The 25,870-nt window shown below is 63.3% G+C and carries 23 protein-coding genes; 7 read left to right on the plus strand and 16 right to left on the minus strand.

The window, feature by feature from the left end; genetic code table 11:
* Positions 1-41: 41 nt before the first annotated feature.
* The 4 genes from ACYVHT_RS03235 to ACYVHT_RS03250 form a co-directional block, all read right to left on the minus strand.
* Positions 42-1,256: an aspartate aminotransferase family protein gene (locus ACYVHT_RS03235; protein ID WP_460547883.1), complete on the minus strand. Its 1,215-nt coding sequence runs from the start codon at positions 1,254-1,256 to the stop codon at positions 42-44.
* Positions 1,257-1,491: 235 nt separating this feature from the next.
* Entirely contained in the window at positions 1,492-1,983 is a 492-nt protein-coding gene (locus ACYVHT_RS03240) for a hypothetical protein (RefSeq protein WP_460547885.1), read from the minus strand.
* Between the two features lie 16 nt (positions 1,984-1,999).
* On the minus strand, positions 2,000-2,467 hold the full coding sequence (locus ACYVHT_RS03245) for a hypothetical protein (protein ID WP_460547887.1): 468 nt from the start codon (positions 2,465-2,467) through the stop codon (positions 2,000-2,002).
* Positions 2,468-2,532: 65 nt separating this feature from the next.
* Positions 2,533-3,081 carry an RNA polymerase sigma factor gene (locus ACYVHT_RS03250; RefSeq protein ID WP_460547889.1) on the minus strand — a complete coding sequence of 183 codons (549 nt, stop codon included), beginning with the start codon at positions 3,079-3,081 and terminating at the stop codon, positions 2,533-2,535.
* A 293-nt stretch (positions 3,082-3,374) separates the two neighbouring features.
* Between ACYVHT_RS03250 and ACYVHT_RS03255 the strand changes: the two genes are divergently transcribed.
* The gene (locus ACYVHT_RS03255) at positions 3,375-3,857 is read left to right on the plus strand and encodes a nuclear transport factor 2 family protein (protein ID WP_460547891.1); all 483 of its coding nucleotides are present in this window, start codon (positions 3,375-3,377) and stop codon (positions 3,855-3,857) included.
* Between the two features lie 89 nt (positions 3,858-3,946).
* Here ACYVHT_RS03255 and ACYVHT_RS03260 read toward each other — a convergent pair whose 3' ends face one another.
* The 7 genes from ACYVHT_RS03260 to ACYVHT_RS03290 all read right to left on the minus strand — a co-directional run bounded on the left by ACYVHT_RS03260 (position 3,947) and on the right by ACYVHT_RS03290 (position 11,646).
* The gene (locus tag ACYVHT_RS03260; RefSeq protein ID WP_460547893.1) at positions 3,947-4,903 is read right to left on the minus strand and encodes a transketolase family protein; all 957 of its coding nucleotides are present in this window, start codon (positions 4,901-4,903) and stop codon (positions 3,947-3,949) included.
* A 106-nt stretch (positions 4,904-5,009) separates the two neighbouring features.
* On the minus strand, positions 5,010-5,372 hold the full coding sequence (locus ACYVHT_RS03265; protein ID WP_460547895.1) for an endonuclease domain-containing protein: 363 nt from the start codon (positions 5,370-5,372) through the stop codon (positions 5,010-5,012).
* Between the two features lie 107 nt (positions 5,373-5,479).
* Positions 5,480-6,856, minus strand: a complete 1,377-nt coding sequence (locus tag ACYVHT_RS03270; RefSeq protein WP_460547897.1) for a vWA domain-containing protein — start codon at positions 6,854-6,856, stop codon at positions 5,480-5,482.
* Between the two features lie 146 nt (positions 6,857-7,002).
* A complete protein-coding gene (locus ACYVHT_RS03275) occupies positions 7,003-7,890 on the minus strand; it encodes a transketolase (protein WP_460547899.1) in 888 nt (295 codons plus the stop codon).
* A 394-nt stretch (positions 7,891-8,284) separates the two neighbouring features.
* Complete coding sequence (bcp, locus tag ACYVHT_RS03280; RefSeq protein ID WP_460547900.1) at positions 8,285-8,731, minus strand: peroxiredoxin; 447 nt, start codon at positions 8,729-8,731, stop codon at positions 8,285-8,287.
* A 167-nt stretch (positions 8,732-8,898) separates the two neighbouring features.
* The gene (locus ACYVHT_RS03285; protein ID WP_460547902.1) at positions 8,899-10,902 is read right to left on the minus strand and encodes a M23 family metallopeptidase; all 2,004 of its coding nucleotides are present in this window, start codon (positions 10,900-10,902) and stop codon (positions 8,899-8,901) included.
* A 129-nt stretch (positions 10,903-11,031) separates the two neighbouring features.
* A complete protein-coding gene (locus ACYVHT_RS03290; protein WP_460547904.1) occupies positions 11,032-11,646 on the minus strand; it encodes a fumarylacetoacetate hydrolase family protein in 615 nt (204 codons plus the stop codon).
* Positions 11,647-11,845: 199 nt separating this feature from the next.
* On the opposite strand from ACYVHT_RS03290, the gene ACYVHT_RS03295 reads away from it, so the two are divergent.
* A complete protein-coding gene (locus ACYVHT_RS03295) occupies positions 11,846-12,643 on the plus strand; it encodes a M48 family metallopeptidase (RefSeq protein WP_460547906.1) in 798 nt (265 codons plus the stop codon).
* A 98-nt stretch (positions 12,644-12,741) separates the two neighbouring features.
* Positions 12,742-13,302 (plus strand): hypothetical protein, encoded by a 561-nt coding sequence (locus tag ACYVHT_RS03300; protein ID WP_460547908.1) that lies wholly within the window; start codon positions 12,742-12,744, stop codon positions 13,300-13,302.
* Between the two features lie 136 nt (positions 13,303-13,438).
* On the opposite strand, the gene ACYVHT_RS03305 is transcribed toward ACYVHT_RS03300, so the two are convergent.
* Together ACYVHT_RS03305 and ACYVHT_RS03310 are read right to left on the minus strand one after the other, a co-directional pair.
* The gene (locus ACYVHT_RS03305; RefSeq protein WP_460547910.1) at positions 13,439-14,143 is read right to left on the minus strand and encodes an alpha/beta fold hydrolase; all 705 of its coding nucleotides are present in this window, start codon (positions 14,141-14,143) and stop codon (positions 13,439-13,441) included.
* Positions 14,143-15,534 (minus strand): UDP-N-acetylmuramate--L-alanine ligase, encoded by a 1,392-nt coding sequence (locus tag ACYVHT_RS03310; RefSeq protein ID WP_460547912.1) that lies wholly within the window; start codon positions 15,532-15,534, stop codon positions 14,143-14,145. The genes ACYVHT_RS03305 and ACYVHT_RS03310 overlap by 1 nt, the downstream gene beginning before the upstream one ends.
* Before the next feature lie 390 nt (positions 15,535-15,924).
* Here ACYVHT_RS03310 and dnaB point away from each other — a divergent pair, with 390 nt between their 5' ends.
* From dnaB to ACYVHT_RS03325, 3 genes are all read left to right on the plus strand, one after another.
* The gene (dnaB, locus tag ACYVHT_RS03315; RefSeq protein WP_460548066.1) at positions 15,925-18,492 is read left to right on the plus strand and encodes a replicative DNA helicase; all 2,568 of its coding nucleotides are present in this window, start codon (positions 15,925-15,927) and stop codon (positions 18,490-18,492) included.
* A 73-nt stretch (positions 18,493-18,565) separates the two neighbouring features.
* Positions 18,566-18,997, plus strand: a complete 432-nt coding sequence (locus ACYVHT_RS03320; RefSeq protein ID WP_460547913.1) for a hypothetical protein — start codon at positions 18,566-18,568, stop codon at positions 18,995-18,997.
* Positions 18,998-19,036: 39 nt separating this feature from the next.
* Positions 19,037-19,789 (plus strand): sulfite exporter TauE/SafE family protein, encoded by a 753-nt coding sequence (locus ACYVHT_RS03325; RefSeq protein ID WP_460547915.1) that lies wholly within the window; start codon positions 19,037-19,039, stop codon positions 19,787-19,789.
* A 56-nt stretch (positions 19,790-19,845) separates the two neighbouring features.
* Here the strand turns inward: ACYVHT_RS03325 and ACYVHT_RS03330 are convergent, their stop codons facing one another.
* The 3 genes from ACYVHT_RS03330 to ACYVHT_RS03340 form a co-directional block, all read right to left on the minus strand.
* On the minus strand, positions 19,846-21,120 hold the full coding sequence (locus ACYVHT_RS03330; RefSeq protein ID WP_460547917.1) for a PepSY-associated TM helix domain-containing protein: 1,275 nt from the start codon (positions 21,118-21,120) through the stop codon (positions 19,846-19,848).
* A 38-nt stretch (positions 21,121-21,158) separates the two neighbouring features.
* Positions 21,159-23,681, minus strand: a complete 2,523-nt coding sequence (locus tag ACYVHT_RS03335; protein WP_460547918.1) for a TonB-dependent siderophore receptor — start codon at positions 23,679-23,681, stop codon at positions 21,159-21,161.
* Between the two features lie 220 nt (positions 23,682-23,901).
* Positions 23,902-24,951: an LLM class flavin-dependent oxidoreductase gene (locus ACYVHT_RS03340; protein ID WP_460547920.1), complete on the minus strand. Its 1,050-nt coding sequence runs from the start codon at positions 24,949-24,951 to the stop codon at positions 23,902-23,904.
* A gap of 161 nt (positions 24,952-25,112) precedes the next feature.
* Between ACYVHT_RS03340 and ACYVHT_RS03345 the strand changes: the two genes are divergently transcribed.
* Positions 25,113-25,826 carry a dienelactone hydrolase family protein gene (locus tag ACYVHT_RS03345; RefSeq protein ID WP_460547923.1) on the plus strand — a complete coding sequence of 238 codons (714 nt, stop codon included), beginning with the start codon at positions 25,113-25,115 and terminating at the stop codon, positions 25,824-25,826.
* Positions 25,827-25,870 lie beyond the last annotated feature (44 nt).

Below are 25,870 nucleotides of genomic sequence, written 5' to 3' on the forward strand. Positions count from 1 at the left end.
TGGCGCAGTCTTTCCCGGATTGCGCCAGCGGGCGGCTTGCGTCAGGCCATTGCGTTGGCAGTCAGCCCGGTTACGTGGCTGATGGCGCGCAGCAGCGCTCCGCACGCCTCGTCAATCTCGCTCCCGCTGATGGTCAGCGGCGGGGCCAGCCGCAGGGAGTTGTCGCAGAACAGGAACCAGTCGGTGAGGATGCCCTCGTGCGCCAACGCGTAGTCGATGATGGGCTTGAGGACTTCGAACGAGTCGAATTCTACCGCCATCAGCAGGCCGCAGCCGCGCACCGCCCGAATGGCCGGGTGCTGCAGCTGCGCGCGAAACCGGGCGGCTTTGGCCGCTACGCCGGCGGGCAGGCTTTCGTCCTGCATCACCTGCAGCGTGGCCAGGGCCGCCGCGCAGCTCACCGGGTGCCCGCCAAAGGTGGTGCAATGGCCCAGAATCGGGTTGGTTTTGAAGCCCGACATGATTTCGGTGCCTGAGATGAAGGCCCCGATGGGCATGCCGCCGCCCATGCCCTTGGCGCACACCAGAATATCGGGCTCGATGCCGAACTGCTCGAACGCCCACATGGTGCCGGTGCGCCCGTAGCCGCACTGAATTTCGTCGAGGATGAGCAGGGCGCCGACTTCGGTGCAGCGGGCGCGCAGGGCGGGCAGGTATTCGGGCGCGGGCACGCGCACGCCGGCTTCGCCCTGCACGGTTTCGATGATGACGGCGGCCGTGCGCTCGGTGATGAGCTCCAAGTCGGCCGGCTCGTTGTGGCGGATGTGGCGCACGTCGGGCAGCAGCGGGCGGAAGCTGTTTTTGAAGCTCTCGGAACCGGTGATGGACAGCGCACCGTGCGTGGAGCCGTGGTAGGCGTTGAAGCAGGAAATGAGCTCGGTGCGGCCGGTGTGGCGCTTGGCCAGCTTCAGCGCGCCCTCAATGGCTTCGGCCCCGGAATTGGTGAAATACACCGAGTCGAGGTGCACAGGAAGGGTTTGGTGGATGGCCTGGGCCAGCTGCGCGGGCACGGCCTGCACCAACTCGCCGTACACCATCAGGTGCAGGTACTTGTCGAGCTGGGCCTGGATGCCGGCCAGCACGCGCGGGTGGCGGTGCCCCACGTTGCTCACGCCGATGCCCGAAATCAGGTCGAGGTAGCGGCGGCCGTCGGGCGCGTACATGTACACGCCTTCGGCCCGCTCAATCTCGAGCAGCAGCGGGAAATCGGAGGTTTGGGCCTGGTGGCGCAGGAATAGTTGGCGGGGGGTGAGCATCGGGGAAGCAGTCAGGTTTTGGCGCGCGCTCACCTGTCATGCTGAGCGCAGCGAAGGGCCTTATCACGTTGAACACAGTGGTGCGGGCGCGATAAGGTCCTTCGCTGCGCTCAGCATGACAGGTGGTAAAACGGTCTTTGCTAAAACCAGCAAAGGCCCATTTCGATTACGCCACAAAAGTAAAGAGGCCGCTGCGGGGGCAGCGGCCTCGGGGCATAGCTCAGAAAGAATGGGCTCAGTCGGTGCCCGTGGCGGGGGCAGTCCCCCCCACGCCGGCCACGCGCTTGATAACTTCCTTGGTAAAGTCGCGCTCGGCCTGGAACAACTGGGCCACCTGACGCAGGGAAATGACCTTCTGGAATTTGTCGAAGTACTCTTTTTCCAGGTTCAGCTCTCCCTGGCGCATGGCGAAGGCCTGGGTAAAATTGTCGCGAATCTGCTGGTCGGTCATGCCCTCGGTCACGTCGCGGCGCAGCAGGCGGCCGCTGCGGTTGAGTTCGCGGCGCTTGGCCGAAAACTCGTTGTAGAGCGGCCAGAACTTCTGGGCCTGGTCCTGGGTAAGCGACACGCGGTTGGTGATGAAGGCAATTTTGGCGTTTTCGAGCTGGCCGAGGCGCTGGCCCTTGCGGCCCCCGCCCGGCCCAACCTGCGCCTGAGCGGCTGGGGCCAGCGTGAGCAGCAGCGCCGCCAACGCTAGCAAACGAAAAATGGATGAAAAAGCGGACATGATAGCAGAACAGTGATTATAGATACGTAGCGTCGTCGGAAGGCTGCGCGTCGATGGCATCGTTCAGCTCATCTTCCGAAACCCGCAAAAAACCTTTGGCAATGCCGGGGTGAGCCGCCGTGAGCACCGCCAAATCGGTGTTTTCGACGCGGGCACCGCTCGTGAGCAGGTAGCCCACCAGTTCGGTGCGCGGCACGGCATCGAGGGCGGCCACGGGAGCCGTGGCGGGCACCAGCGGCGCGCTGCCGCTCATGTAGAACGAGGCCGCGAACCCTCCCAGCACGGCCACCGAGGCCAGACTGGTGCGCAAAGCCGGCGACAGAAAGCTGAGCCAACCCCGGCTAAATGCGCTTTCGTGGGCGTCGGCCTGGGGCAGCCGGGCCATGACGCGCGTCGGTAGCTTATCGAAATAGTCGGCGGGCGGCTCGCTCAGCAGCGGGCGGGGCCGCCGAGAGTGCGCGTCGAGTTTAAAAGCAGGTTTCATGAGCGTTTGATGATAATAGCTTGTCGACGTTTAATTCAGCCGATAAAAATTTGTATGGGCCCGGTTTACTCTTCGGTATTTCGGGTCACGTATTCTTCCACTTTTTTCACGGCGTGGTGGTAGCTGGCCTTCAGCGCGCCTACGCTGGTACCGGTTACCTCGGCCATCTGCTCGTAGGGCATCTCGTCGTAGTAGCGCAGGTTGAAGACGAGGCGCTGCTTGTCGGGCAGGCGCAGAATGGCTTGCTGCAGCTTCAGCTCAATGGCATCGCCGGCAATGGCGGGGTCGGCCTCAATCTTGGCGGCCAGTTCGGCCCCCACGTCCGTGAGCGGCAGCAGGAACTTGCGCCGCTTGCTGCTCAGGAAATTCAGGCATTCGTTGGTGGCAATGCGGTAAATCCAGGTGAAGAGCTGCGAATCCTGGCGGAAATTCTCCAGGTGCTTCCACACCTTCACAAACACGTCCTGGGTGAGGTCGTCGGCGTCGTCGTGGTCCACCACCATCTTGCGCACGTGCCAATACACCTTGCTCTGGTACTTGCGCACGAGCTGGTTGAACGCCAGGTTGCGACTGGCGGGGTCCTGGAACTTGGTGAGGATTTCGTGGTCTTCCAAACGCGCGATACTGGCAAAAATGACTCCTTTGAGGGCTCAGAGCTGGCAATGTTTAACCGGGGTCGGAAATAATCTACCGATTGCAGCTGCGCCAGGGCGAATGCTCATGTCCATTGCAGGTTAGCCACAGCCGCGCCAGCTCAATTCCAACTGGAATTTGACCAGCCAAATTTCACCGTTTTCTGTGCCAATGATGCCCTACCGAAAAAGCAGCCCGATTATATAGTAAATTGCTCATATCAAACGGCTGTAATGGCGTGTCTTCCTTCACTTAACCTCCTTTCCGTTTCATCATGAGAAATATTGCTGTGTTCCGGCTGCTAATCCTTGCTTTAGGCCTGACGATACGCACTGCGGCGGCGCAACAGCTCGCTAAGCCGAGCGAGGAAGCCGCGCTCCGGCTGGTAGTCGCCAATTATGAAGACGCCTGGAACCGCCACGATGCAAAAGGGCTGGCTGCCCAATACCACACCGATGCTACCTGGGTTAATTGGTTTGGTGCCTACTCGAAGGGGCAGCAGGCTATTCTGGAGCACTACCAAACCGTACACAGCACGTATTTCAAACCCTCGCACTACTACACTCGCTCCATAGAGGACATTGCTTTTGTGAAACCGGATGTTGCCATTATGCACGTACGCACCGGGCTTACCGGTGACGAACGATACCCCGGACAAACCTTTGAGTTCCGGCGCACTCTGGTGCTAACCAAACGCGACGGTGCCTGGCGCATCTTGGCAGGCCAGAATGCCAAGCTGAATGAAGGCATTAAGTAGCATTATGGCCGTTAACCTACAGGTTGATTGGCAACAAAGAAGCCCCCGCAACTTCTCAAGCTGCGGGGGCTTTTGCTACTTCAGCGGGATTATTTCTTCCGCTTCATCACCGCTTCCACGGCTTCCACAATGGCTTTGTCGGTGAGGCCGTATTTCTCCATCAGCTGGTCGGGGGTACCGCTTTCGCCGAAGCTGTCGTGCACGGCCACCATTTCCAGGGGCAGCGGCTCTTCGCGGGCCAGCAGCTGGGCGATGCTGTCGCCGAGGCCGCCGTTCATCTGGTGCTCTTCGGCCGTCACCACGCAGCGGGTTTTGCGCGCCGATTTCAGGATGGCTTCGGCATCAAGCGGTTTGATGGTGTGGATGTTGATGATTTCGGCGTTGATACCTTTCTCAGCCAGGAGCTTGCCGGCCAGCACAGCTTTCCAGACGAGGTGGCCGGTGGCGAAGATGCTCACGTCGGTGCCTTCGTTCATCAGCCAGGCTTTGCCGATTTCAAACTTCTGGTCGGCGGGCGTGAAGTTGGGCACCACGGGGCGGCCGAAGCGCAGGTACACGGGGCCTTCGTGGTCGGCGATGGCGATGGTGGCGGCTTTGGTCTGGTTGTAGTCGCAGGGGTTGATGACGGTCATGCCGGGCAGCATTTTCATCATGCCCAGGTCTTCCAGAATCTGGTGCGTGGCGCCGTCTTCGCCCAGCGTGAGGCCGGCGTGGGAGGCGCAGATTTTCACGTTCTTGCCCGAGTAGGCAATGCTCTGGCGAATCTGGTCGTACACCCGGCCGGTGCTGAAGTTGGCGAAGGTGCCCGTGAAGGGAATTTTGCCGCCAATGGTCATGCCGGCAGCTACGCCCATCATGTTGGCCTCGGCAATGCCCACCTGGAAGAACCGGTCAGGGTACGCCTTTTTGAAGGCATCCATCTTTAGCGAGCCGGTGAGGTCGGCGCAGAGGGCCACCACGTTGGGGTTGGATGCGCCCAGCTCGGCCAGGCCAGCGCCGAAGCCGCTGCGGGTGTCTTTCGATTCGGTGTAGGGAAAGTCTTTCATGGAATGTTAAGGAGGTTAAAGCGGTCAAAACTCCCCTCCTTACCAAGGAGGGGATGTTCGCGCTTCAGCGCGAACGGGGGTGGTTGTGGGCGTTGAACGACAACCGTCAGCGCCCGCTAAAACTACTTTCAATCGAATGCAGTACGCTATCCAGCGCCGACCAAATCAGCTTATTCTCGAACCTGACTACCCGAATGCCAACGGCATTTAAATAGTCCGTACGAGCCGCATCATGCAGATTACCCGATGCCGTGAAATGGTCCGCGCCGTCCAGCTCAACCGCAAGCTTTTCCTGCGGGCAGTAGAAATCGAGAATAAATTCGCCGACGCTGTGCTGGCGCCGGAATTTACGGCCGGCGAGCTGGGCGTTTTTTAAACGGTTCCACAACACTGCTTCGGCTGAAGTTAGATTGTTTCGGAGGGTTTGGCGTTCGTCTTTTTTGTGGGGGAGGTTGTTGAGAGTGGTCATGGCTTTGTTATTTCGATTCAACGACTTTCATACGCCAACAACCACCCCAATTTTCGCTTCGCGAAAATGTCCCCTCCTTGGTAAGGAGGGGAGTTTTTTGTTCTAATTCATTTTCCAAAAATGGCTACCGAAGTTGTTTGGCCGCTGCGGATGCTGAAGTTGCGCACGTCGGTGTACTTGCTGCCGTTACTTGTTTTCGTTCGGAACACCAGGCGGTAGGCACCGGGCTGCATGGGCAGGTTGATTTTGCTGCTGCCGCCTTCCGGCAGGTTGTAAATCCAGGTCTGCGACTCGTCGTCGTTGAGCTGGTAGATGCTGCCGTAGCCCTTCAGGTCGGAAGTGACGTTGAGGGTGCCGGGCGAGTCGTAGGTGAAGGTGTATTCCTGGCCCTGCTTGATGGTGATGCGGCGCACGGTGCGGGGCAGGGTCAGGGCCTCCACTTCGTAGTTGCCGGCCAGCAGCTTCTGGCGGGTGCCGAAGGTACCGGCCGTGACGGTGGCCCCCGCCTGGCTGCGCACCACCGCCCGGATGGTGCCATACGGGTTGGGCGTGAGCGGCGGGTTTTGCAGCCAGAGCGTGCCCTGGGGCGTTTTGTAGGTGAGCACGTTGGCCTTGCCGGGCGTGATGGGGATGTTGGTCTGGCGCACGGGCGGCACCGTGTTTATCACGAGGTCGTAGCTCTGCAGGGCGTCGATGTCGAGCACGTCGGCCTTGCCCTGGGCGTCGCGGTAGTGCACGTAGTTGTACTCGGGCTGCTCGGTCACGTTGTTCACGAAGGTCATGTTCACGTTCGTTTCCACGGGCTTGCCGTTGGCATCGGTGAGGTTCACCGAGACGGTGGTTTTGCTCAGCGTCTTGGCAATGACGTCGTTCATCACCGTGCGGAAAGTCGCTACTTCGGCGGCGTTGTAGTACTGGCCGAGGCATTCGAGCTGCTTGCCAAAATCCCGCTCGGCCCCGATGCCGATGACGAAGGGCTTGAGGAAAACGTGCTTGCGCTGCAGGGCGATGGAGGCCGCGCAGGGGTCGCGGTTGCACGACTCCAGGCCGTCCGTTATCAGCAGCAGCACGTTGCGCGACTGCTTATCGGTGGGGAAGTCGTTGGCCGACTGCAGCAGCGAGTAGGTGATGGGCGTGTTGCCCTGGGCCTTCAGCTCGGTCAGCTTTTTCTTGATGGCGGCGGCATTGCGCGGGGCAAACGGCACTTCCAGCTTCGAGTCTTCGCAGTTTTTCTCGGAGTTGGGGTACTGGTGGCCGTACACGCGCAGGGCCACCTCCAGGTTGGGGTAGGTGTTGAGCGAGTCCACCATCTTGCTGAGCATGCGCTTGGCCACGTTCCAGCGGGGCTGGCCTTCCCAGGGCGCCATCATCGAGCCCGAGGCATCGAGCAGGAACAGGATGCGGGTGACTTTGGGCTTCTCGGGCGCGGCGTTCTGGGCGCGGGCGTTTGGGCTGACGCTTAGCAGCAACAGCAACAACAGCACCGGCCAGACGGCAAACCTCACCCCCCAGCCCCCTCTCCTGCGGAGAGGGGGAGCCAGACGGTTCTGCCTGAACGCGAACATCAGGCTCCCCCCTCTCCTGCGGAGAGGGGGGCCGGGGGGGTGAGGTTGACGGGCGCGCATCATGCCTAGTAGTCGCCGTCGGTGCCGGTTTTCAGCTGGTCGAGGGCATCGGCGAGCTGCTTGTCGTTGGGGGCCACGCCGTGCCACTTGTGGCCGTCCATCATGAAATCGACGCCGAAGCCCATTTTCGTGTCCATGATGAACATGACGGGCTTGGCTTTGCCGGCGGCGGCCACGCAGTTTTCGAGGGTGGGGATGAGCGAATCGAAGTGGTTGCCGTCGCCTTCGATGACGTGCCAGCCGAAGGCTTTAAACTTGGCCGCCACGTCGCCGAGGCCGCCGATTTCGTCGGTCGAGCCGTCAATCTGCTGGCCGTTGCGGTCCACGATGGCAATCAGGTTGTCGATTTTGTGGTGGCTGGCGTAGAGGGCGGCCTCCCAGTTCTGGCCTTCCTCCAGCTCGCCGTCGCCCATCAGCACGAACACGCGCTGCTTGTCGCCGTTCATTTTCTTGGCCTGGGCGGCGCCGCAGGCCACGCTCAGGCCCTGGCCCAGCGAGCCCGAGGCCACGCGCACGCCGGGCAAGCCCTCGTGGGTGGTGGGGTGGCCCTGCAGGCGCGAGTTGAGCTTGCGGAACGTGGCCAGCTCGCTCACCGGGAAGTAGCCCGAGCGCGCCAGGCACGAGTACATGGTGGCCGAGGTGTGGCCGTTGGACAGGAAAAACAGGTCCTGGTCCTTGCCATTCATGTCGAAGGGCTCGGGGTGGTGCTTCATTACCTTGAAGTAGAGGGCGACGAGCAAGTCGGTGATGCCGAGCGAGCCGCCGGGGTGGCCCGAGTTCACGGCGTGCACCATGCGCAGGATGTCGCGGCGCACCTGGGTGGCAATTTCCTTGAGCTCCTCGTTGGATTTCTCGGGTTGTTCAACAGTTTTGGCGGTGGTGGTATCGGCCATAAGGTTCGGGTGAAATGGGTTCAGTAAGTAAAGGTAGCAAACGACGGCATGGGCGGCCGGGCGTTTTTTCGGCCCAGCCTATTGCAAACGGTTACGATAGGCTCGGCCCGAAAAATAAGTCTCTTGTACGGGCCGGCGGCGGCATCGGCCGGGCGGTGGAGGGTGCTCCGGAGCTCCGGAGCACCCTCCACCGCCCGGAAATGCTCGCTCCGGAGCTCCGGAGTGACCTCCACCGGACGGGAACGAGTGTTCCGGAACTCCGGAGCACCCTCCACCGGGCAGAAACATGTATTCCGGAGCTCCGGAATGGCCTCTACGGTATGGAAATACCTGTTCCGGAACTCCGGAGTGGGCTTCGCCGCCCGGAAGTGCCCGTTCCGGAGCTCCGGAGTGCCTAGAGCAGCTGGGCGGCGTGCTCCTTGGTGTCCACTTTCTTGATAACCTTCTCCAGCACGCCGTTTTCGTCAATCAGAAACGTGGTGCGGACGGTGCCCATGTAGGTTTTGCCGTAGTTTTTCTTCTCCTGCCACACGCCGTAGGCCTGCACAATGGTCTTGTCGGCATCGACGAGCAGCGGGAAGGGCAGGTCGTATTTGAGGGCGAATTTCTTGTGGGCCGCCTCGCCGTCGATGCTCACGCCGATGACCTGAATGTTGCTGGCCTTGAGCTCTTCCTGGTGGTCGCGCAGGTTGCAGGCCTGGGCGGTGCAGCCGGGCGTGTCGTCCTTGGGGTAAAAGTAGAGGGCAACTTTCTGGCCCCGGAAATCGTGCAGGCTAATGGTGTTGCCGTCCTGGTCCTGGGCGGTGAAATCGGGGGCGGGCTGGCCGGGTTCGAGGGGCATGGTGGGTTGGGAGGGGTTTGGGAGGTTTAGAAAACGTCGGTCATCCTGAGCGCAGCGAAGGACCTTCTCACGTCCTCGCCACCGCAAGATGTACTGCTAACAGCTCAGCAGCAAGAAGGTCCTTCGCCGTGTTCAGGATGACCGACGGGCGCAAGCGAAAGCATGCGCTACAGGCTCAGCGGAATCACCCGCTCGTTGCCGGCCTGGTCGGTCAGGCGCAGCTCGGCGGGGCCTTTCAGGCGGGCCCCCAGCGTGTCGGAAGCCACCGAAAACAGGGTCGAATTCTTGTGCTCGAAGCGCAGCAGGCGGAACTTCCCTCCTACCAGCAGGCGGTAGGTGGCCAGCCCCGACAGGTCGTCGCCCACGCGGAACAGCACCTGTCCGCCGGGCCGGCCGATGAGGCTGCCTTTGGGCGCCACGGTATCGGTGAGGATGCGGTAGGAGGCAAACTGGCGGATGTTGGCCGTGATGTTGCCCTGCTCGTCCCACTTGCCGCCGAGGTAGGCGCGGCCGCCCTTGAGCGTGGCCGCGTAGATGGCGGTGCGCTGCGGGTCGGCGGGCGGGGCGGCGGGCTTGAGGGTGAGCGTGGCCGTGTGGTAGAGCGGCAGCAGCGGCGAGCCCACCGTCCAGAAGCCGCTGCCGGTGGGCTCGGGCTTGTAGCTGGTGTTCAGGTAGAGGTTGTTGAACAGCGTTTCCTTGCCGAAAACCAGGTTGAGGTGGGCCGTGGCGTAGCTGAATTCCCTGCCCGCCGGAATCATCACCTGCCGGTCGAATTTCTTCGTCATGTCACCGAAGCGGATGGAATCGGGCAGGCCGGCGCGCAGGTCGTAGAGGTACACGTTTTCGCTGTTCTGCGTGTAGCTGGGCCGGATTTCGAGGCGGCGGTTGCCGCGCAGCAGCACCAGATTAGCGGCCACCGAGTCGGCGCTGGGGTCGGCCGCCACGGCCTTGAGCAGGTTGCGGGTCACCTCGAAGCGCAGGGCCGGCTTCTTCACCAGCGCCGAGCGGGTTTTGAAGTATTCCGGCTGCTCGCCGCGCAGCACCAGGTGCAGCTGGGTCTGGTTGTTGTAGGAGTCGGCCAGGGTGATGTCGATGGCGTAGGTTTTGCCGGCTTCCACGGTCAGGCGGCCTTTGCTGGGGCCGGTGCCGCCGTACATGGCCAGGTCGTTGCCCTCGTCCACCCACAGCTTTTGCAGGGTGCGGCCCTGGGTGCTCTGGTACAGAAAATCGACGAAGTTACCCACCTGCCGCGTGCCGGTCGGGAAGGGCACCGCGTCGATGTTGTGCTGGTAAAACGGCTGCCCGTTCACCGTCATCGCCACCCGCTGAATGCCGTTCTTGTTCCAGGCATTATCGAACCTGTCGAAGCCCTGCACCAGCAGCCCCACCGTGCCGAAGGCGCTGATGGTATCGGCCCAGGTGGTGGCCACGCCCGGCCCCGGCAGCACTTTGGGCACAAACACGGCCTTGGCAAACACCTTCTTCACCCGCGCCTCAATGCCCAGCGGCTCCACCGCGAAGGCCTGCAGCGAGGGCGCCACATGGTCCTGAATCTCGGGAAAGCCGCCCCACTGCAGGGGGTTGTACTGCCGGTCCTGGGCGTCGCGCACTTCCCAGTGCAGGTGCGGGCCGGCCGAGCCGCCGGTGTTGCCGCTCAGGGCCACCAGCTCGCCGCGCTTCACCGGAAACCGGCCGGGTTCGAAGAAGGCCTCCAGCTCGTAGCTCTGCTTTTCGTACTGGCGGCGCAGCAGCTCGGCCGCCACGGGGCCCCGAAACTCGTTGAGGTGGCCGTACACGGTGGTCAGCCCGTTCGGATGCGTGATGTAGAGCACGTTGCCGTAGCCGAACGACGACTGCTTGAGGCGCGAGATGTAGCCATCGGCGGCGGCGTACACGGGCTGGTTCACCCCGCCGCCGGTCTTGATGTCGAGGCCGCCGTGGAAGTGGTTGGGCCGCAGCTCGCCCATGCTGCCGGCCAGGAAATTGGGCTTGCCCGGCGCAATCGGAAACATGAAATAGCCGGGCGCCACGCTGGGCCGCCCGCCGCTCAGCAGCTCGCTCAGGCTGTGCTCGTGGTCGCTCGAATCGGCCTCCTGGCCACCTGCCGCACCCGGCCGCCCCGCCAGCAAGGTCAGGGCCAGGCCGAAAATCAACTTCGCTTTATTCTTCAACTTGACAATAATAATGTAGGGTGCGGGGCTTGCCCCCGCCCGTCGTTGAACGGCGCTGAGTGCTTGGCAGTGTGCCTTCTCGTCCAAAGTCCTTCAACGGTGGGCGGGGGCCAGCCCCGCACCCTACGCTTAACGTACATTCAATTCCAGTAGCTTCTCCCCTTCCAGGTAGCCGGTCAGCTGGTCGCCGATTTTCACCGCGCCCACGCCGGCCGGCGTGCCGGTGAAAATCAGGTCGCCCATTTTCAGGGTGATGTACTTCGACACGAAGCTGATGATGTTGGCGAAGGGGTGCAGCATCAGGCTGGAATTGCCGGTCTGGCGGGTTTCGCCGTTCACGTCGAGGTGGAAGCTGATGTTGGCCAGGTCGGCAAAATCAGCCACGGGCCTGAACGTCTGGGAAATCGGGGCCGAGCCGTCGAAGGCTTTGGCCAGTTCCCAGGGCAGGCCTTTCTTCTTCAATTCGCTCTGCAGGTCGCGGGCGGTGAAGTCGATGCCCAGGCCGATGGCGTCGAAGTAGGTGTGGGCAAACTGCTCCTCAATGTGGCGGCCGTTCTTGCTCACGCGCAGCACCAGCTCCAGCTCGTGGTGAATGTCCTGCGAGAATTCGGGGACGAAAAACGGCTGGCCGCGCTGGAGCAGCGCCGTTTCGGGCTTCATAAAAATGACCGGCGCGCTGGGCACTTCGTTCTGTAGCTCGGCAATGTGGTCGGCGTAGTTGCGGCCGATGCAAATGATTTTCATAGGGCGGGGAAGGCTGGGCGGAAGGAAGTCAAAACTACGCCCCACCGGCCGCTTGCGGCAACCGGAAGGCCGTTTTTCGGGCCTTCGCACGGTTGGCGCTAAACATTTACCCGGCCTGCCGCCGTATAGGCGGCAACTGGCAGCCCACGCCGGGCTGCGTGCAGCCGGCGGTTGCTTCCACCTTTTTCTTCCCCGTCCCATGCTCAAACACCTCACCCTCGCCGCCGGGCTGGCCTTTATGGCAGCCTGCTCCACGGTGCCCATCACGGGCCGCAGCCAGCTCAACCTCGTCAGCGACAGCGAAGTCAACTCGCTGGCCGCTACGCAATACCGCGACGTCATTGCCAAAGGCCCGCTCTCGACCAATTCGGAGCAAGTGGCCCAGACGCGCCGCGTGGGCCAGCGCATTCAGGCCGCCGTGGAGCAGTATTTCCGCCAGCAGAATGCCTCCGACCAGCTGGCCGGCTACCAGTGGGAATTCAACGTCATCAAGGACGACGCCCAGCAGAATGCCTGGTGCATGCCCGGCGGCAAAGTGGCCGTGTACACCGGCATCCTGCCCATCACGCAGGACGACAATGGCCTGGCCGTGGTGCTGGGCCACGAAATTGCCCACGCCGTGGCCAAGCACGGCAACGAGCGCATGAGCCAGGCCCTGCTGCAGCAGGCCGGCGGCCAGGCCCTTTCCGCAGCCCTGTCCACCAACAGCGCGGCCACGCAGCAGCTGGCCCTGCAGGCGTTCGGCGTGGGTTCCTCGGTGGGCCTGCTGAAATACGGCCGCAACCAGGAAAGCGAGGCCGACCACCTGGGCCTGATTTTTATGGCCATGGCCGGCTACAATCCTGACGGCGCAGTGGCGTTCTGGCAGCGCATGGATGCCCGCGAAAACCAGGCCTCGCCGCCCGAATTCCTCTCCACCCACCCCTCCAACGGCACGCGCATTGCCGACATCCAGCGCGAGCTGCCCGAAGCCCGCAAGTATTACACCGCCCGCTAAGCAGCGGTTAGATAGTTAAGGACTGGTGGCTAATGCCCTGCAGGCATTCCTCATCATCAATCGTTGATTATTAACCGTTAAGCATTCACTCCTTAGTTATGAAGTTCCTTCCTCGTCTGCTCGGTTTGGGTTTGTTGAGCCTGCTGGTGATGCTGCTGGCCATGTCGTGCGAAAGCACGAAGCCCGGCAAAAGCGAATTCGGCAGCCCGCACCGCATCAAAGGCGAGGTAATTGCCAAGCCCGAAAGCCGGCAGATTGTGCACTTCACCGACAGCAGCACCGAATTTGTGACGCCGCGCAACGAGCTGGCCCGGGCCTTCATCCGCAAGTTCAACGACGGCACGGTCATCGATAAAATCCTGGTGCGGAAGGCCCCGGCCGGCCCCAACGACCCGGTGAATTATTTCCTCATCGGCATGGGCCTGCGCAACGGCATGTTTCGGGCCATGGCGCTGCCCCTCACCGGCAGCGGCGACAACACCTACTACCTGCGCACCAACGCCGAGTGCTACACCCTCACCGGCACCGGCTGCCCGGCCTGCTTTTTCAATTTCGAAAACGGCCGCATCGTGGGCACCAGCTGCGACGACAACTCCAACGGCAGCACCTGCGACCTGAAAGTGGCCAACAACGTTTCCCTCTTCGCCGCCGCCCAATGACCACGCGCAACAAATGGCTGCTCCGGGCCGCCCTCACCGCCCTGGCCCTGCTCATCACCACCGACAAGAAGCGCCCCCCCGCCCCGCAAACGCCCAAAAAGCCCGCCGAATAGCGGGCTTTTTTACTGCCTGGTTTTCAGGAAGTGGATGCTGTAAAATCCCGAATGCGGCTGGCCAGGTCTTCAATATCGACCCGCTCGATGGGGTGGGGCGTGTTGGGCAGCACGGCGTAGCGCCCCCGGGGCAGCTGCGCGGATAAGAGTTGGCTGGCGTTTCCCCTTTCGGGGGTCAGGTCGCCATCGCCCATCAGCACCTGCACGGGCACTTGCAGCGCCGCAAAGTCGGCGGCGGCCAGCGGGGGGGCGGCACCGGCGGCCGTCATCAGGCCGGCCACGGCGCGCACCACGGCAGCCCAGTCGGCCGGCGCGTGGCGCTGGCGCAGCACTTCGGCAAAGGCCGGCACTTTGGCCAGCATCTTCTCCGGGTCGAGGAAACGGGTTTCGGCAGCGGCCGACTCCGGCGACCAGTCCAGCTTGGTGCCCAGCGTGGTGATGGAGGCAAAGCGGGCCGGCTCCCGGCTGGCGGCCAGCAGCGCCGCGTAGCCGCCCATGCTGTAGCCGAATACATGGGCTGGCCCGGTTTCGTGCTTCACCAAAAAGGCGCGCACTTCCTCCGCCATGTGCGGCAGGGTCACCGTTTCGGCGTTGACCTCACGCCCGCCGTGCCCGGCAAAGGCGAACGACTTAATCGTAAAGTCAGCCGCCAACCGCCCGGCCAGCGGCTGCAGGGTTTCGGGGCTGCCCAGTGCCCCGTGCAGCAGCAGCAGCGTCGGCTTTTCCATTAGCCCGTGATTTCGGTGGCCAGCGCGTTCAGGTCCAGGCCGTCGAACGTGCCCGACGACATGAGCAGCAGGTTGGCGTTGGCCCAGGTCTGGCTGCGCAGGAAAGCGGCCAGCTCGGCGCTGTCGGTAATGACTTTGATGTCCAGCCGCTGGAAGGCTTCGGCCACCGTAGCGGCGGCCAGCGGCGGCAGGCGTTTGTGCTCCAGCACGTGCGGGTTGAAGTACACCACCGCCACGTCGGGCGCATCGAAGCAGTGGGCGTACTGCGGCAGGAAGGCCGGGTTGAGGCTGCTGAAGGTGTGCAGCTCCAGGCAAGCCACGAGGCGGCGCTGCGGAAACTGCTTTTTCAGGGCCGTGGCCGTGGCCTTGAGCTTGCTGGGCGCATGGGCAAAGTCCTTATACACCACCGAGGTAGCGCCCTGCCGCACCAGCTCCAGCCGCCGCGCCGCGCCGGGGAAGGTGGCCACGGCCTTAAAGAAGTCCTTGCCCTTGATGCCCAGCTGCTTGCACACCTCCCTGGCGGCCGAGATGTTGCGCAGGTTGTGCTCGCCGAACACCTGCACGGGCACTTCCTCGTCCTTCTTGTTCAGCAAAAACGTGCGCCCGTCCCGGATGACGTGCTCGTGCGGCCCGTAGCCGATGTAGGTCACGTCGGGGTTGGTGGGCACGGCAATGAGCTGGGTTTGCTCGTCGTCGCGGTCGTAGATGAGCACGCCGGCCTTGGGCGTCATGTCGGCGAAGATGCGGAACTGCTCGCGGTAGATTTCCTCGGTCGGAAACACGTTGATGTGGTCCCAGCTGATGCCCGAAATCACGCCGATGTGGTGCTGGTAGAGGTGAAACTTCGGCCGCCGGTCCACCGGCGACGACAGGTATTCGTCGCCCTCGATGATGATGATGGGCGCGTCATCCGTCAGCTGCACCATCAGGTCGAAGCCCGCCAGCTGCGCGCCCACCGCGTAGTCGAACTGGCGGCCGTGGTAGCGCAGCACGTGCAGAATGCAGGCCGTGATGCTGGTTTTGCCGTGCGAGCCGCCAATGACGATGCGCTGCTTGTCGCGGCTGGCCTCGTAGATGTACTCGGGGAAGGAGTAGAGTTGAAGGCCCAGCTTCTGGGCGCGCAGCAGCTCGGGGTTGTCGGGGCGGGCGTGCATGCCCACGATGACGGCCGAGAGGTCGGGGGTGATGCGGGCGGCGTCCCAGCCTTCCTCATCGGGCAGCAGGCCGGCGGCGGCCAGGCGGCTCTTGGCGGGCTCAAAAATTTCGTCGTCGGAGCCGGTCACGCGGGCGCCGCGGCGGTGCAGGGCCAGCGCCAGGTTGTGCATGATGCTGCCGCCCACGGCGATGAGGTGAATGGCTTCGGGCTGAGCGGGACTGGTGGCGGATTCCAAATCGGAGAGCTGTTAGTTTTCGTTGTTGGTTGTCAGTCAGGGATTCCGGTGGCGCAATGCGCAGCCGCTGCCTACGCAGGAGCCCGAACGGGCAACCCGCAACGAGTAGCTGACAACTAAAATATAAGGGCGCGAAAGTACAAAGGCCCGGCCGCCGCCGCCATTCTATAGCCAAAAGAATCGGTTTTTCCGCCCAATCTTTTCCTGCCTGCCGGGGTTAACTTTGTGTATATCGTGGCCGGCCCGGCGTTTATTTCCCCGGCCGGCTTCGCTGTCTCCGCTATTTCGTTATCTTTCGTTACCCTCCTTCCCGCCATGCCCGACCAAATGGACGACCGCCTGAAACAATCCGCTGCCCGAGCCAAAGCGGCCTGGAGCAACCGGGGTGGCATGGTGGTGCCCGCCAATGCCAGCGCGGCCGGCAAGCTGCCGCCCCAGGCCCCCGAGCTCGAAATGGCCGTGCTCGGCGCCCTGATGCTGGAAAAAGATGCCCTTACCTCGGTGATTGACCTGCTCAAGCCCGAGAGCTTTTATAAAGACGCCCACCAGCGCATTTACCGCGCCGTCATTCGGCTGTTCGATAAGTCGGAGCCCATCGACCAGCTCACCGTGGTGCACGAGCTGCGCGAAATGGGCGAGCTCGAAGCCTGCGGCGGCCCCTTCTACGTGGCCAACCTCACGCTGAAAGTGAACTCGGCGGCCAACGTGGAGTACCACGCCCGCATCATCACCGAAACCGCCATCAAGCGCGAGCTGATTCGGATTTCGAGCGAAATCCAGCGCGACGCGTTCGAGGACACCACCGACGTGTTCAAGCTGCTCGACGACACCGAGTCGGCGCTCTTTGAAGTGTCGGAATCGAACATCCGCAAGAACTTTGATGACATGCGCAGCCTCATGGGCAAGGCCATCAAGGAGCTCGAAGAAAAGAAAAACCAGAGCGACGGCCTGACCGGCGTGCCCACCGGCTTCTCGGCCCTGGACCGCGTCACGAGCGGCTGGCAACCGTCTGACCTGGTGATTATTGCAGCTCGGCCAGGGATGGGCAAGTGCCTCGGCAAAGGCACCAAAGTGCTGATGTTCGACGGCGACCTGCGCAACGTGGAAGACGTGCTGCCCGGCGACCTGCTGATGGGCGACGACTCGACCCCGCGCCGGGTGCTGAGCATTGCCCGCGGCCGCGAAAACATGTACTGGGTGCGCCAGAACAAGGGCGACGACTACCGCGTGAACGAGAGCCACATCCTCTCGCTCAAACGCTCGCGCAACGAAGGCCCGCACCGCCACGGCGACGTGCTCAACATCACCGTGCGCGACTACCTGGCCAAAGGCCCGAAATTCCGCTCGAACTACAAGGGCTACAAAGTGCCAGTGGAATTTGCGGCGCAGGAGCTGCCGGTTGACCCGTATTTCCTGGGCGTGTGGCTGGGCGACGGCGCCAGCGATAACTGCCGCATCACGGGCCAGGACCCCGAAATCATTGACTACCTGCACGAATACGCCGCCGCGCTAAACATGCAGGTGACGGTGGGCGTGGTCGAAAACCGCTGTAACAGCTACGGCATCACCCGGGGCCGGCAGGGCGGCAGCATCGCCGAATATTCCTTGCAGGACGAGCTGCGCCAGCTGGGCGTGCTGGGCAACAAGCACATTCCGAGGGAGTACGCCATCAACTCCACCGAGAACCGCCTGCGTTTGCTGGCGGGCCTCATCGACAGCGACGGCCACCTCGACCCGGTTTCCAACGGCTACGAAATCACCCAGAAAAACCACCGCCTGGCCCGGCAAATCAAGTTCCTGGGCGATTCGCTGGGCTTCCGCACCTCCCTCACGAAGAAGCGCGCCACCATTTCCATCATCGGCTACGAAAGCGAGGTGTGGCGCGTGCGCCTCTACGGCGACCTCGACCGCGTGCCGGTGCGCGTGGCCCGCAAAAAAGCCCAGCCCTGGGCCTCGCCCGTCGACTGGCGGCAGACCGGCATCAGCGTCGAGTTCGATAAAGTAGACGACTACTACGGCTTTGAGATTGACGGCAACCGCCTGTTCCTGCTCCAGGACATGACCGTGACGCACAACACCGCTTTCGTAGTCTCGGCCATGCGCAACGCGGCCGTTGACTTCAAGAAAGCGGTGGCCATTTTCTCGCTGGAAATGTCCTCGCTCCAGCTCGTCAACCGCCTGATTTCGGCCGAGGCGGAGCTGGATTCGGAAAAAATCAAGAAGGGCAGCCTCGCCGACCACGAGTGGCAGCAGCTCAACCACAAAATCACGGCCCTCTCGGCCGCGCCGATTTACATTGACGATACGCCCGGCCTGAGCATCCGCGAGCTACGCACCAAGTGCCGCCGCCTGCGCTCGCAGAAGGACGTGCAGATGATTATCGTCGACTACCTGCAGCTGATGAGCGGCAACACCGACGGCCGGGGCGGCAACCGCGAACAGGAAATCGCCAGCATCTCGCGGGCCCTCAAGGGCATCGCCAAGGAGCTGAACGTGCCCGTGCTGGCGCTCTCGCAGCTCTCGCGCTCGGTGGAAACGCGGGGCGGCGATAAGAAGCCGCAGCTGAGTGACCTGCGCGAATCGGGCTCCATCGAGCAGGATGCCGACATGGTTATCTTCCTCTACCGCCCCGAGTACTACGGCCTCGACCAGGATGCCGAGGGCAACTCGACCCAGGGCGTGGGCGAAGTCATCATCGCCAAGCACCGAAACGGCTCTCTCGAAACCGTGCAGCTCAAGTTCATCGGCAAGTACACCAAGTTTGCCGACCTCGACGGCATGGGCGGTATGGGCGGCTTCGACAGCAGCGGCTATCAGCCCATGGGCCTGCCCGCCAGCAACTTCGATAGCGAGCCCAGCCCGTTTGCGCCGAACACCATCCGCCTGGGCTCGAAGATTAACGAGTCGCCGGTGCCATTCCCGAAGAGCAATAGCTTCGGCGAGGAGCCGCCGTTTTAAAGCATTAGCTGCGTTACCCTCTAGAGCTAGTGCGGCCAGCATGCGATATCCGTGCCTTCAGTTTTGACTTGTTGTGGAAACATCCGGACTTTCTTCTCCACCCATTTCGCGGGCAGCCATTTATTCCCCACAGGTAGTAATTGGCTTTTCGATGGCGTTCAGCGCATTGGCGGGGGCTGTTCTTACGTTTCTGTCGTTGCGAGCGGTGGGCCGAAGTGGTCCAGCCTGGCAGGCGCTGGGCATGGGGGTGCTTTATTCGGTAATCACCGGCTTGCTACTCTACTATGTGCCCATTAATTCCAGCGTCTTTTCAGTGGGGTTAGGATTTGGCGGTGGCACCCTGCTCAACGAGCTTTTTTTGAAAAAACAATTACCTAACCAGGAAGAATATCCCCGCCGCAGCATCGTAGCACCCCTCATTATTTGCCTGGCGGTGGCAGGCGGGCTTTTCTACTTGCTATTGACCAGCATGCAGCAGACACTGGAAGCTACTCACGCAGCCTAATTTCTAGTGGAATTAAGTATCCCCGCCCTTTCGCTGCTATTGCTCTGTTTTTTCGCCTTTCTGGCTGGCCTGATTGACGGCATGGTGGGCGGCGGCGGGCTTATTCAGCTGCCCGCGCTGTTGCTGCTGCTGCCCAACGTGCCCGTGCCCACGGTGCTGGGCACGGGCAAAGTAGCCAGCCTGGCGGGCACGTCGGCCTCGGCGTTTCGGTACTTGCGCGGCCTCGCGGGGGTGCCCATTCGCTGGCGCACGGTGGCGGTGGCGGCCGTGGTGGCGGGCTGCTTTGCGCTGCTGGGGGCGCGGGCCGTGAGCGGCCTCAACAAGGAGCTGGTGAAGCCCCTGGTGCTGGCCCTGCTGGTGCTGATGGCCGCCTACACCTTCTGGCGCAAGGATTTTGGCAGCCTGCACGCGCCGCGCCTGCAGGGCCGGCGCGAGTTATGGACGGGCGTGGCCCTGGGGGCCGGCCTCGGGTTCTACGACGGGTTTTTCGGGCCGGGCACGGGCAGCCTGCTCCTGTTTGCCTTCGTGGGGCTGTTCGGCTACGATTTTCTGGCCGCCTCGGCTTCGGCCAAGGTGGTGAACGTGGCCACCAACATTGCCGGGCTGGCCTACTTCATCTCCACCGGGCAGGTGCTCTACCAGGTGGCGCTGCCCATGGCGGTGTGCAACGTGCTGGGCTCGCTGGTGGGGGCGCGGCTGGCGCTGCGGCAGGGCACGGGCTTCGTGCGGGTGCTGTTTCTGGTGGTAGTCAGCGCCTTTATCCTGAAGCTGGGCTGGGAGACGTTTGCCTGATAGCACCGTCTTCCGTCGTACTATAATCGGCCGCTTACCTCTTACCAAACGGCTTGCTACGCGGCTTGCAGCTGCGGCTTTTTCCGGCTTTTGCGCGTGCGGTTCCACCACATGATGGTGCCGGTGATGGGGAACGTGGCCCCCAGCAGGCTGATGACGAAGGCCAGCAGCTTGGTGGGCAGCCCCCCGATTTCGCCGGTGTGCACCGGCTTGAACAAGCCCCGGATGCGCTGGCCGGCGGGCCGCTGCTCGTAGGTCTGGGTCTTGATGATTTTGCCGGAATACTGGTCGAGGTACACGTCATCGGTGGCGCGCTCGGTGATGGCGCCGGGGCGCAAAATCCCCACCTGAATGCTGCCCGTGGGTTCCTTCGGCAGCTGCAGGGTGTACGCCTCGGCCCCGGGGGCCTGCTGGCGGGCCAGGGCCAGCGCGGCATCGGCGGCAAAGGGCGCCGTGCCGGCCACGGCCGGCGCGGCCGAGGTGGGCGGCTCGGGGCGCTTCAGGGGCGAGTGGGTGAGCTTGTTGATGCCCTGCCCCACCCAGTCGAACGACATGCCCACGCCGGTGAGGGCGATGACGAACAGGAAGACCGACGCATAGAAGCCCAGCGAGATGTGAAAGTCGTGGTTGAGGCGCTTCCAGCCGCTGCCCCACTTCACCGTCAGGCGCGGCCGCAGGGCCTTGCGGGCCGTGGGCCACCACAGCACCAGCCCCGTAGCCAGAATAAACAGGAACATCGACGCGCTGATGCCCATCACCAGCTTGCCCACCTTGCCGGCCACCAGGCCGCGGTGCAGCTGCTCCACGGTCTTGAAGAAGTTGTCGCGCGGGTTCAGCTCGCCCGTGATGGCAGCCGTGTAGGGGTTTACGAAGATGCGCGGGCCGCCGCCTTCGCCTTTGCCCTTGCCGCCTTCGCCCCGGCCGCCTTCCCTTTTGCCCCGGCCTTCGGCGCGGTCGGCCGCCTGGTATTGGCCGTTGCCGACCCGCTTGCCCGGCTCCGCGCTCATGCGGCCTCCGCCGCCCCGTGCGCCGCCAGGGCCGGGGCCGCCGGCCAGGCTCACCTCCACGGTGCGGGTGGGGTCGGCGTAGAGCCTGAAGCCGCTGATTTGGGCTTTGGGCTTGTGGGCCTTTACGGCATCGGCGAGCTGGGCCAGCGACAGGCGCGGCGTGCTGGCGGGCGTCACGAAGTAGCGGGCCGGGTGCCAGGCCTGCTCAATCTCCTTCTCGAAAGCCAGCACGCTGCCGGTCAGGCACACGAAAACGATGACCAGCCCCGAGGCCAGGCCCAGCCAGAGGTGCACAGTGCGAAAAGCAGATTTAACCGGAGTCATAGCGGGGGGTGATGAGGCGCGGGCGGCGGCGGTATTGGCTAGAGCTTGTAGGTGAGCGTGGCCGCGAAGTTGCGGGGCGCGATGGGGTTGATGCTGTTGTCGTCGTGCACGTTATAGCTCAGCTTATTGAGCAGGTTGGCCAGCTTCACGCGCACCGAAAACCGCTCGTAGGAGTAGCCCAGCGAGGCATCAAACAACATATAGTTGGGCAGGGCAATGAGCTTGAAGGCATCGGCCGTGGCCCAGGGCTTGCCCGTGGTGGGGTCCACCAGGCGGTTGTTGCGGCCGGCCAGGCGGTCGCCCACGTAGTAGGCCGTGACGCCGGCATTCAGGCCGCGCAGCACGCTGTTGGCGAAGATGTTGCCGAAGCTGTAGTACAGGCTGGCGTTGGCCGTGTGGGCGGGGTTGTAGCGCAGGCGGCTGCCGTCTTCGTAGATGTTGCTGCGGGTGTAGGCCGTCTGGTTGTAGCTATAGCCCACGATGAGCGAGATGCCGTTCATGGGGCGGCTCTGCACGTCCACTTCCACGCCTTTGCTGGTGACCTGGCCGGCCAGCTCCATGGGGCTGGCGGTGGCGGCAGTGGTGTAGCGCGGGTCGTTGGGCAATACGGCCTGGGCTTGGTTGCTGTTCACGATGCGGTAGGCCGTCACGTTGGCCGAGAGCGCGCCTTTGAACAGCTCGTTTTTGATGCCCACTTCGTACTGGTCGATGAGCGAGGGAGCCAGCGAGTTGCCCTGCAAATCGAGCCCGGTGTTGGGCGCGAAGGAATTGGCATAAGAGGCAAACAGCGAGGTCATTTTCAGGGGCTGGTACACCAGGCCCAGGCGCGGCGAAAAGGCGTTGTCGTAGCGCCGGGTTTCCACGTAGGTGTTGGCCGTTTTGGCGGCTACGCTGGCAATGGTGTTGTAGGTGTACACGTCGCTGGGCGTTTCCTGGTAGCTCCAGCGCAGGCCGGCCAGCACCTTCACTTTGTCCGACAGGCTGAGCAAATCCTGGGCGTAGAAGCCGGCGCGGCGGGTGTTGCCCTTCGTCAGCGAGTTGCGCACCAGGTCGTCGAAGCCCGTGAGGCGCTCGGCCGGCTGGGCAATGACTTTGCTGAAGTCCAGAATGTTGATGACGTCATAGGCCGAGACGGCCGTGGTGGGCCGCGTGGGCGAAGCCGGGTTGGTGTAGGCCAGCGTACTGGTGTTGTACTGGTCGGCATCGGCCCCCACCAGCAGCGTGTGGCCGATGAAGCCGGTGCGGAAATTTCCGGTCAGGTCGAGCTGGGCCAGGAAGTAGTTTTCGGCGGTTTCGGTGCGCTGCAGGCCGCGCGTCCAGTTGCCGTAGGTGGCGCCGGGCGTGGCCACGATGGCAGTGGGCCGGGCGGCGCTTTTCAGGGCGTTGTCGTAGCGCTGAAACGAGCCCACGGCCCGCACCTGCCACGCATCGCTGAGGCGCGAGGTGAGCGTGGCGGTGGCGCTGGTCTGGTTGGTGGCATTGTTGGCCCCGGCCACGTTCAGGAAGCGGCTGCGCGAGTCCTGAATCTCGTAGTTGATGGCCCCGATGCCGTAGTCCGGCGTGCGGTTGTCGCGCAGGTAGTCGCCTTCGATGATGAGGTCGGTTTTGGGCGTGAGGCGGAACAGCAGCGAGGGGTTCACATACACGCGGTTGCTGCGCACGCCGTCGCGGTAGCTGTCGGCGCGCTCCCAGGTGCCGTTCAGGCGGAAGGCCACCTTATTGCGCTTGTCCACCGCCCCATACACGTCGAACTGCGGCTTCACAAACCCGAAGCTGCCCACCCGCAGCCCCACCGAGCCGCCGCGCTCAAACTGCGGCTTCTTGGTCACGAGGTTCAGCACGCCGCCGGCCGCCACGTTGCCGTAGAGAATGGCCGCGCTGCCCTTCAGCACCTCCATGCGCTCGAGCGAGCTTACTTCGGGCACGATGCCGTTGTTGTAGCGCACGCCGTTTTTGAAGGTGTTGTTGCTGGTGTAGGCGAAGCCGCGGCTGGCAATTTCTTCCTGCGTGCCGCCGGTGGTGCCCATCACGTACACGCCGGCCACGTTGGCCAGCACGTCGCTCAGGCGCAGGGCCTGCTGCTGCTCCAGCACCGGCCGCTCGATGGTGAGCGTGGCCTGGGGGTTGTCGAGCGGCGCGATGGGCATCTTGCCCACGCTGGGGGTGCGCTGGTTCAGGCCCTTGGCGCCGGTCACGGTCACTTCGTTCAACTGTTGCTCGCCGGCGGCCAGGCGCACGGCGGCGGCTTCCACGCGCTGGCCTTCTTTCACTTCCACGGGCACTTCCTGCGGCGTGCAGCCCAGGCAGCTCACCGTGAGCACCTGCCAGCCGGCCGGCGCGTTCAGCTCGAAGCTGCCATCGGCCGCGGTGGTGGTGCCCAGCGGCGTGCCCTTCACCCGCACCGAAACCTGCTCGGCCGCCTTGCCATCGGCCTGCAGCACGCGGCCCGTCACGGTGCCGGTGGGGCCATGATGCCGGACGTGCGCGTGCGCCGGACGCTGGGCCCAAACGGTGGCTGGCAGGGAGGAAGCAACTAGCAACAGGGCGAAGAAGTGGCGCATACTCTTATTTAGAAAGATTCAAAATACAGTGCAAAGGTGCAGTCTATTTAGAATCGTTACAAATAATCAGCAGCAAAAAACAGAATCCCCTCAGAAAGAAAACAGTCAGTATTCTTATAAACACCTCATCATCAACAAAAAAAGCCCGGCTGTCAGCCGGGCTTTTTTTGTTGCCGCACGGCGAAGGCACCGCCGCCTTCTCCATGCCGGAGCCAAGTGCCTACGCGAATGCGGCGGCGGCCGCGCTCACCGGTACGGCTTCCAGCTCAAATGCCTCGGCCAGCAGCTCGTAGGAGCGCAGGCGGTCCTGGAAGTCGGCGGTGATGGTGACGGCCGTGATTTCGTCCACGCCGTAATCGGCGGCCATTTGGGTGAACTGGGCGTGCACCTGACCGGGCGTACCGCTCACCACACGGTTGCGGTTGAACGCCAGGTGGGCCTCGTCTTCGGCGGAGAATTGGTGACTGCGCACTTCTTCGGCGGAAGGGAAAGTGCGGAAATCGCCCCGGTTGAAGCGAATCAGCTGCATGTCCATGGCTTTGCGCAGTTCGTTGGCTTTCTCCTCGGTATCGGCGCAGAAGGTGAATACGGCCACGTTGGCCAGCGGCGCGGCCAGCTCCGGGCTGGGCCGGAACCGCTCGCGGTACTGCTGCACGGCCGCCGGGCCGCCGTTGCCGTTGATGAACTGCGCAAAGGAAAACGCCATGCCCAGGTGCCCGGCAAACAGGCCGCTCTGGCCGCTGGAGCTCAGCAGCCACAGCTCCGGCGCGGCGGGGGCCTGCGGAATGGCCATCACCCGCTCGTGAATGGTGTCGGGCACTTTCTCATCGCGCAGGTAGGCCTGCAGGTCCATGAGCTGCTCCACAAAATCCTTCTCGTTGAACTGATTGTTGGGGTTCAGCGCGTAGGCCGTGAGGCGGTCGGCGCCCGGGGCGCGGCCCATGCCCAGGTCCACGCGGCCGGGAAACAAGGTTTCGAGCATGCGGAAGTTCTCAGCCACTTTCAGGGCCGAGTAGTGCGGCAGCATGATGCCGCCCGAGCCAATGCGGAGGCGGCTGGTCTGGCTGCCGAGGTAGGCCAGCAGCACTTCGGGCGTGGAGCCGGCCAGCGTGTTGGTGTTGTGGTGCTCGCTCACCCAGAAGCGGGTGTAGCCGAGGCGGTCGGCCAGCCGGGCCAGCTCAACGGTTTCGAGAATGGCTTCGCGCGGGGTGCTGCCGGGCCGGATGGGCGACTGGTCGAGCACGTTGAGGCGAATTTTGGAAGCGGACATAAGTTTGAGGAATTGACAGGGGAAAGGGAATTGTCTTGCAGAACCGCTGGCACGGCCATCCGGTTTACGGCAGCGTTTAATCGGAGGCCGGGCATGGCGCGGGGCTGAACAATTACCCGCTCAGCTGTTAAGCACCCGGACTTTATTTATTCTTCTCTTTAATGAGCGACCAGAATTTCGTTACCCTCTCCGTAGCCGACGGCACCGAGATGCGCGCCTACACGGCTTTCCCCACCGCTACCGGCCCGGTGCCCGGCATCATCCTGCTGCAGGAGGCATTCGGCGTAAACCACCACATTCGCAGCGTGGCCGACCGGCTGGCGGCGGCTGGCTATGCCGTGGTAGCGCCCGAGCTGTTCCACCGCACGGCCGCGCCGGGGCTGGAAATTGCCTATTCCGACTTTGCGACCGTGGCCGCCCCGCACTTCCAGGGCATCACGGCAGAGGGCCTCACCGCCGACCTGCGCGCCTCGTTCGACTGGCTCACGGCGCAGCCGTTGGTGAAGGCCGATAAAATCGGCAGCATCGGCTTCTGCCTGGGCGGGCGCGTGTCGTTTCTGGCCAATGCCGTGCTGCCGCTGGCGGCGGGGGTTTCGTACTACGGCGGCGGCACCCACACCATCAAGGACCGCGCAAAAGACCTGCACGGCACGCACCTCTTCTTCTGGGGCGGGCTCGATGCCCACATCAGCAAAGCGCACATTGCCGAGGTGACCGAGGCCGTGGAAGCCGCCGGCAAGCCCTACATCAACACGGTCATCTCCTACGCCGACCACGGCTTTCACTGCGACGAGCGGCCCAGCTACCACCCCGAAGCCGCCAAGGAAGCCTGGGCGCTGACGCTGGCCTTCTTTGCAGAGAAGCTGGGCGCGTAGCCTACTGCGGCATCACGCATCAGGAACGTCATGCTGGGCGCCGC

The organism is Hymenobacter daeguensis (assembly GCF_054780555.1).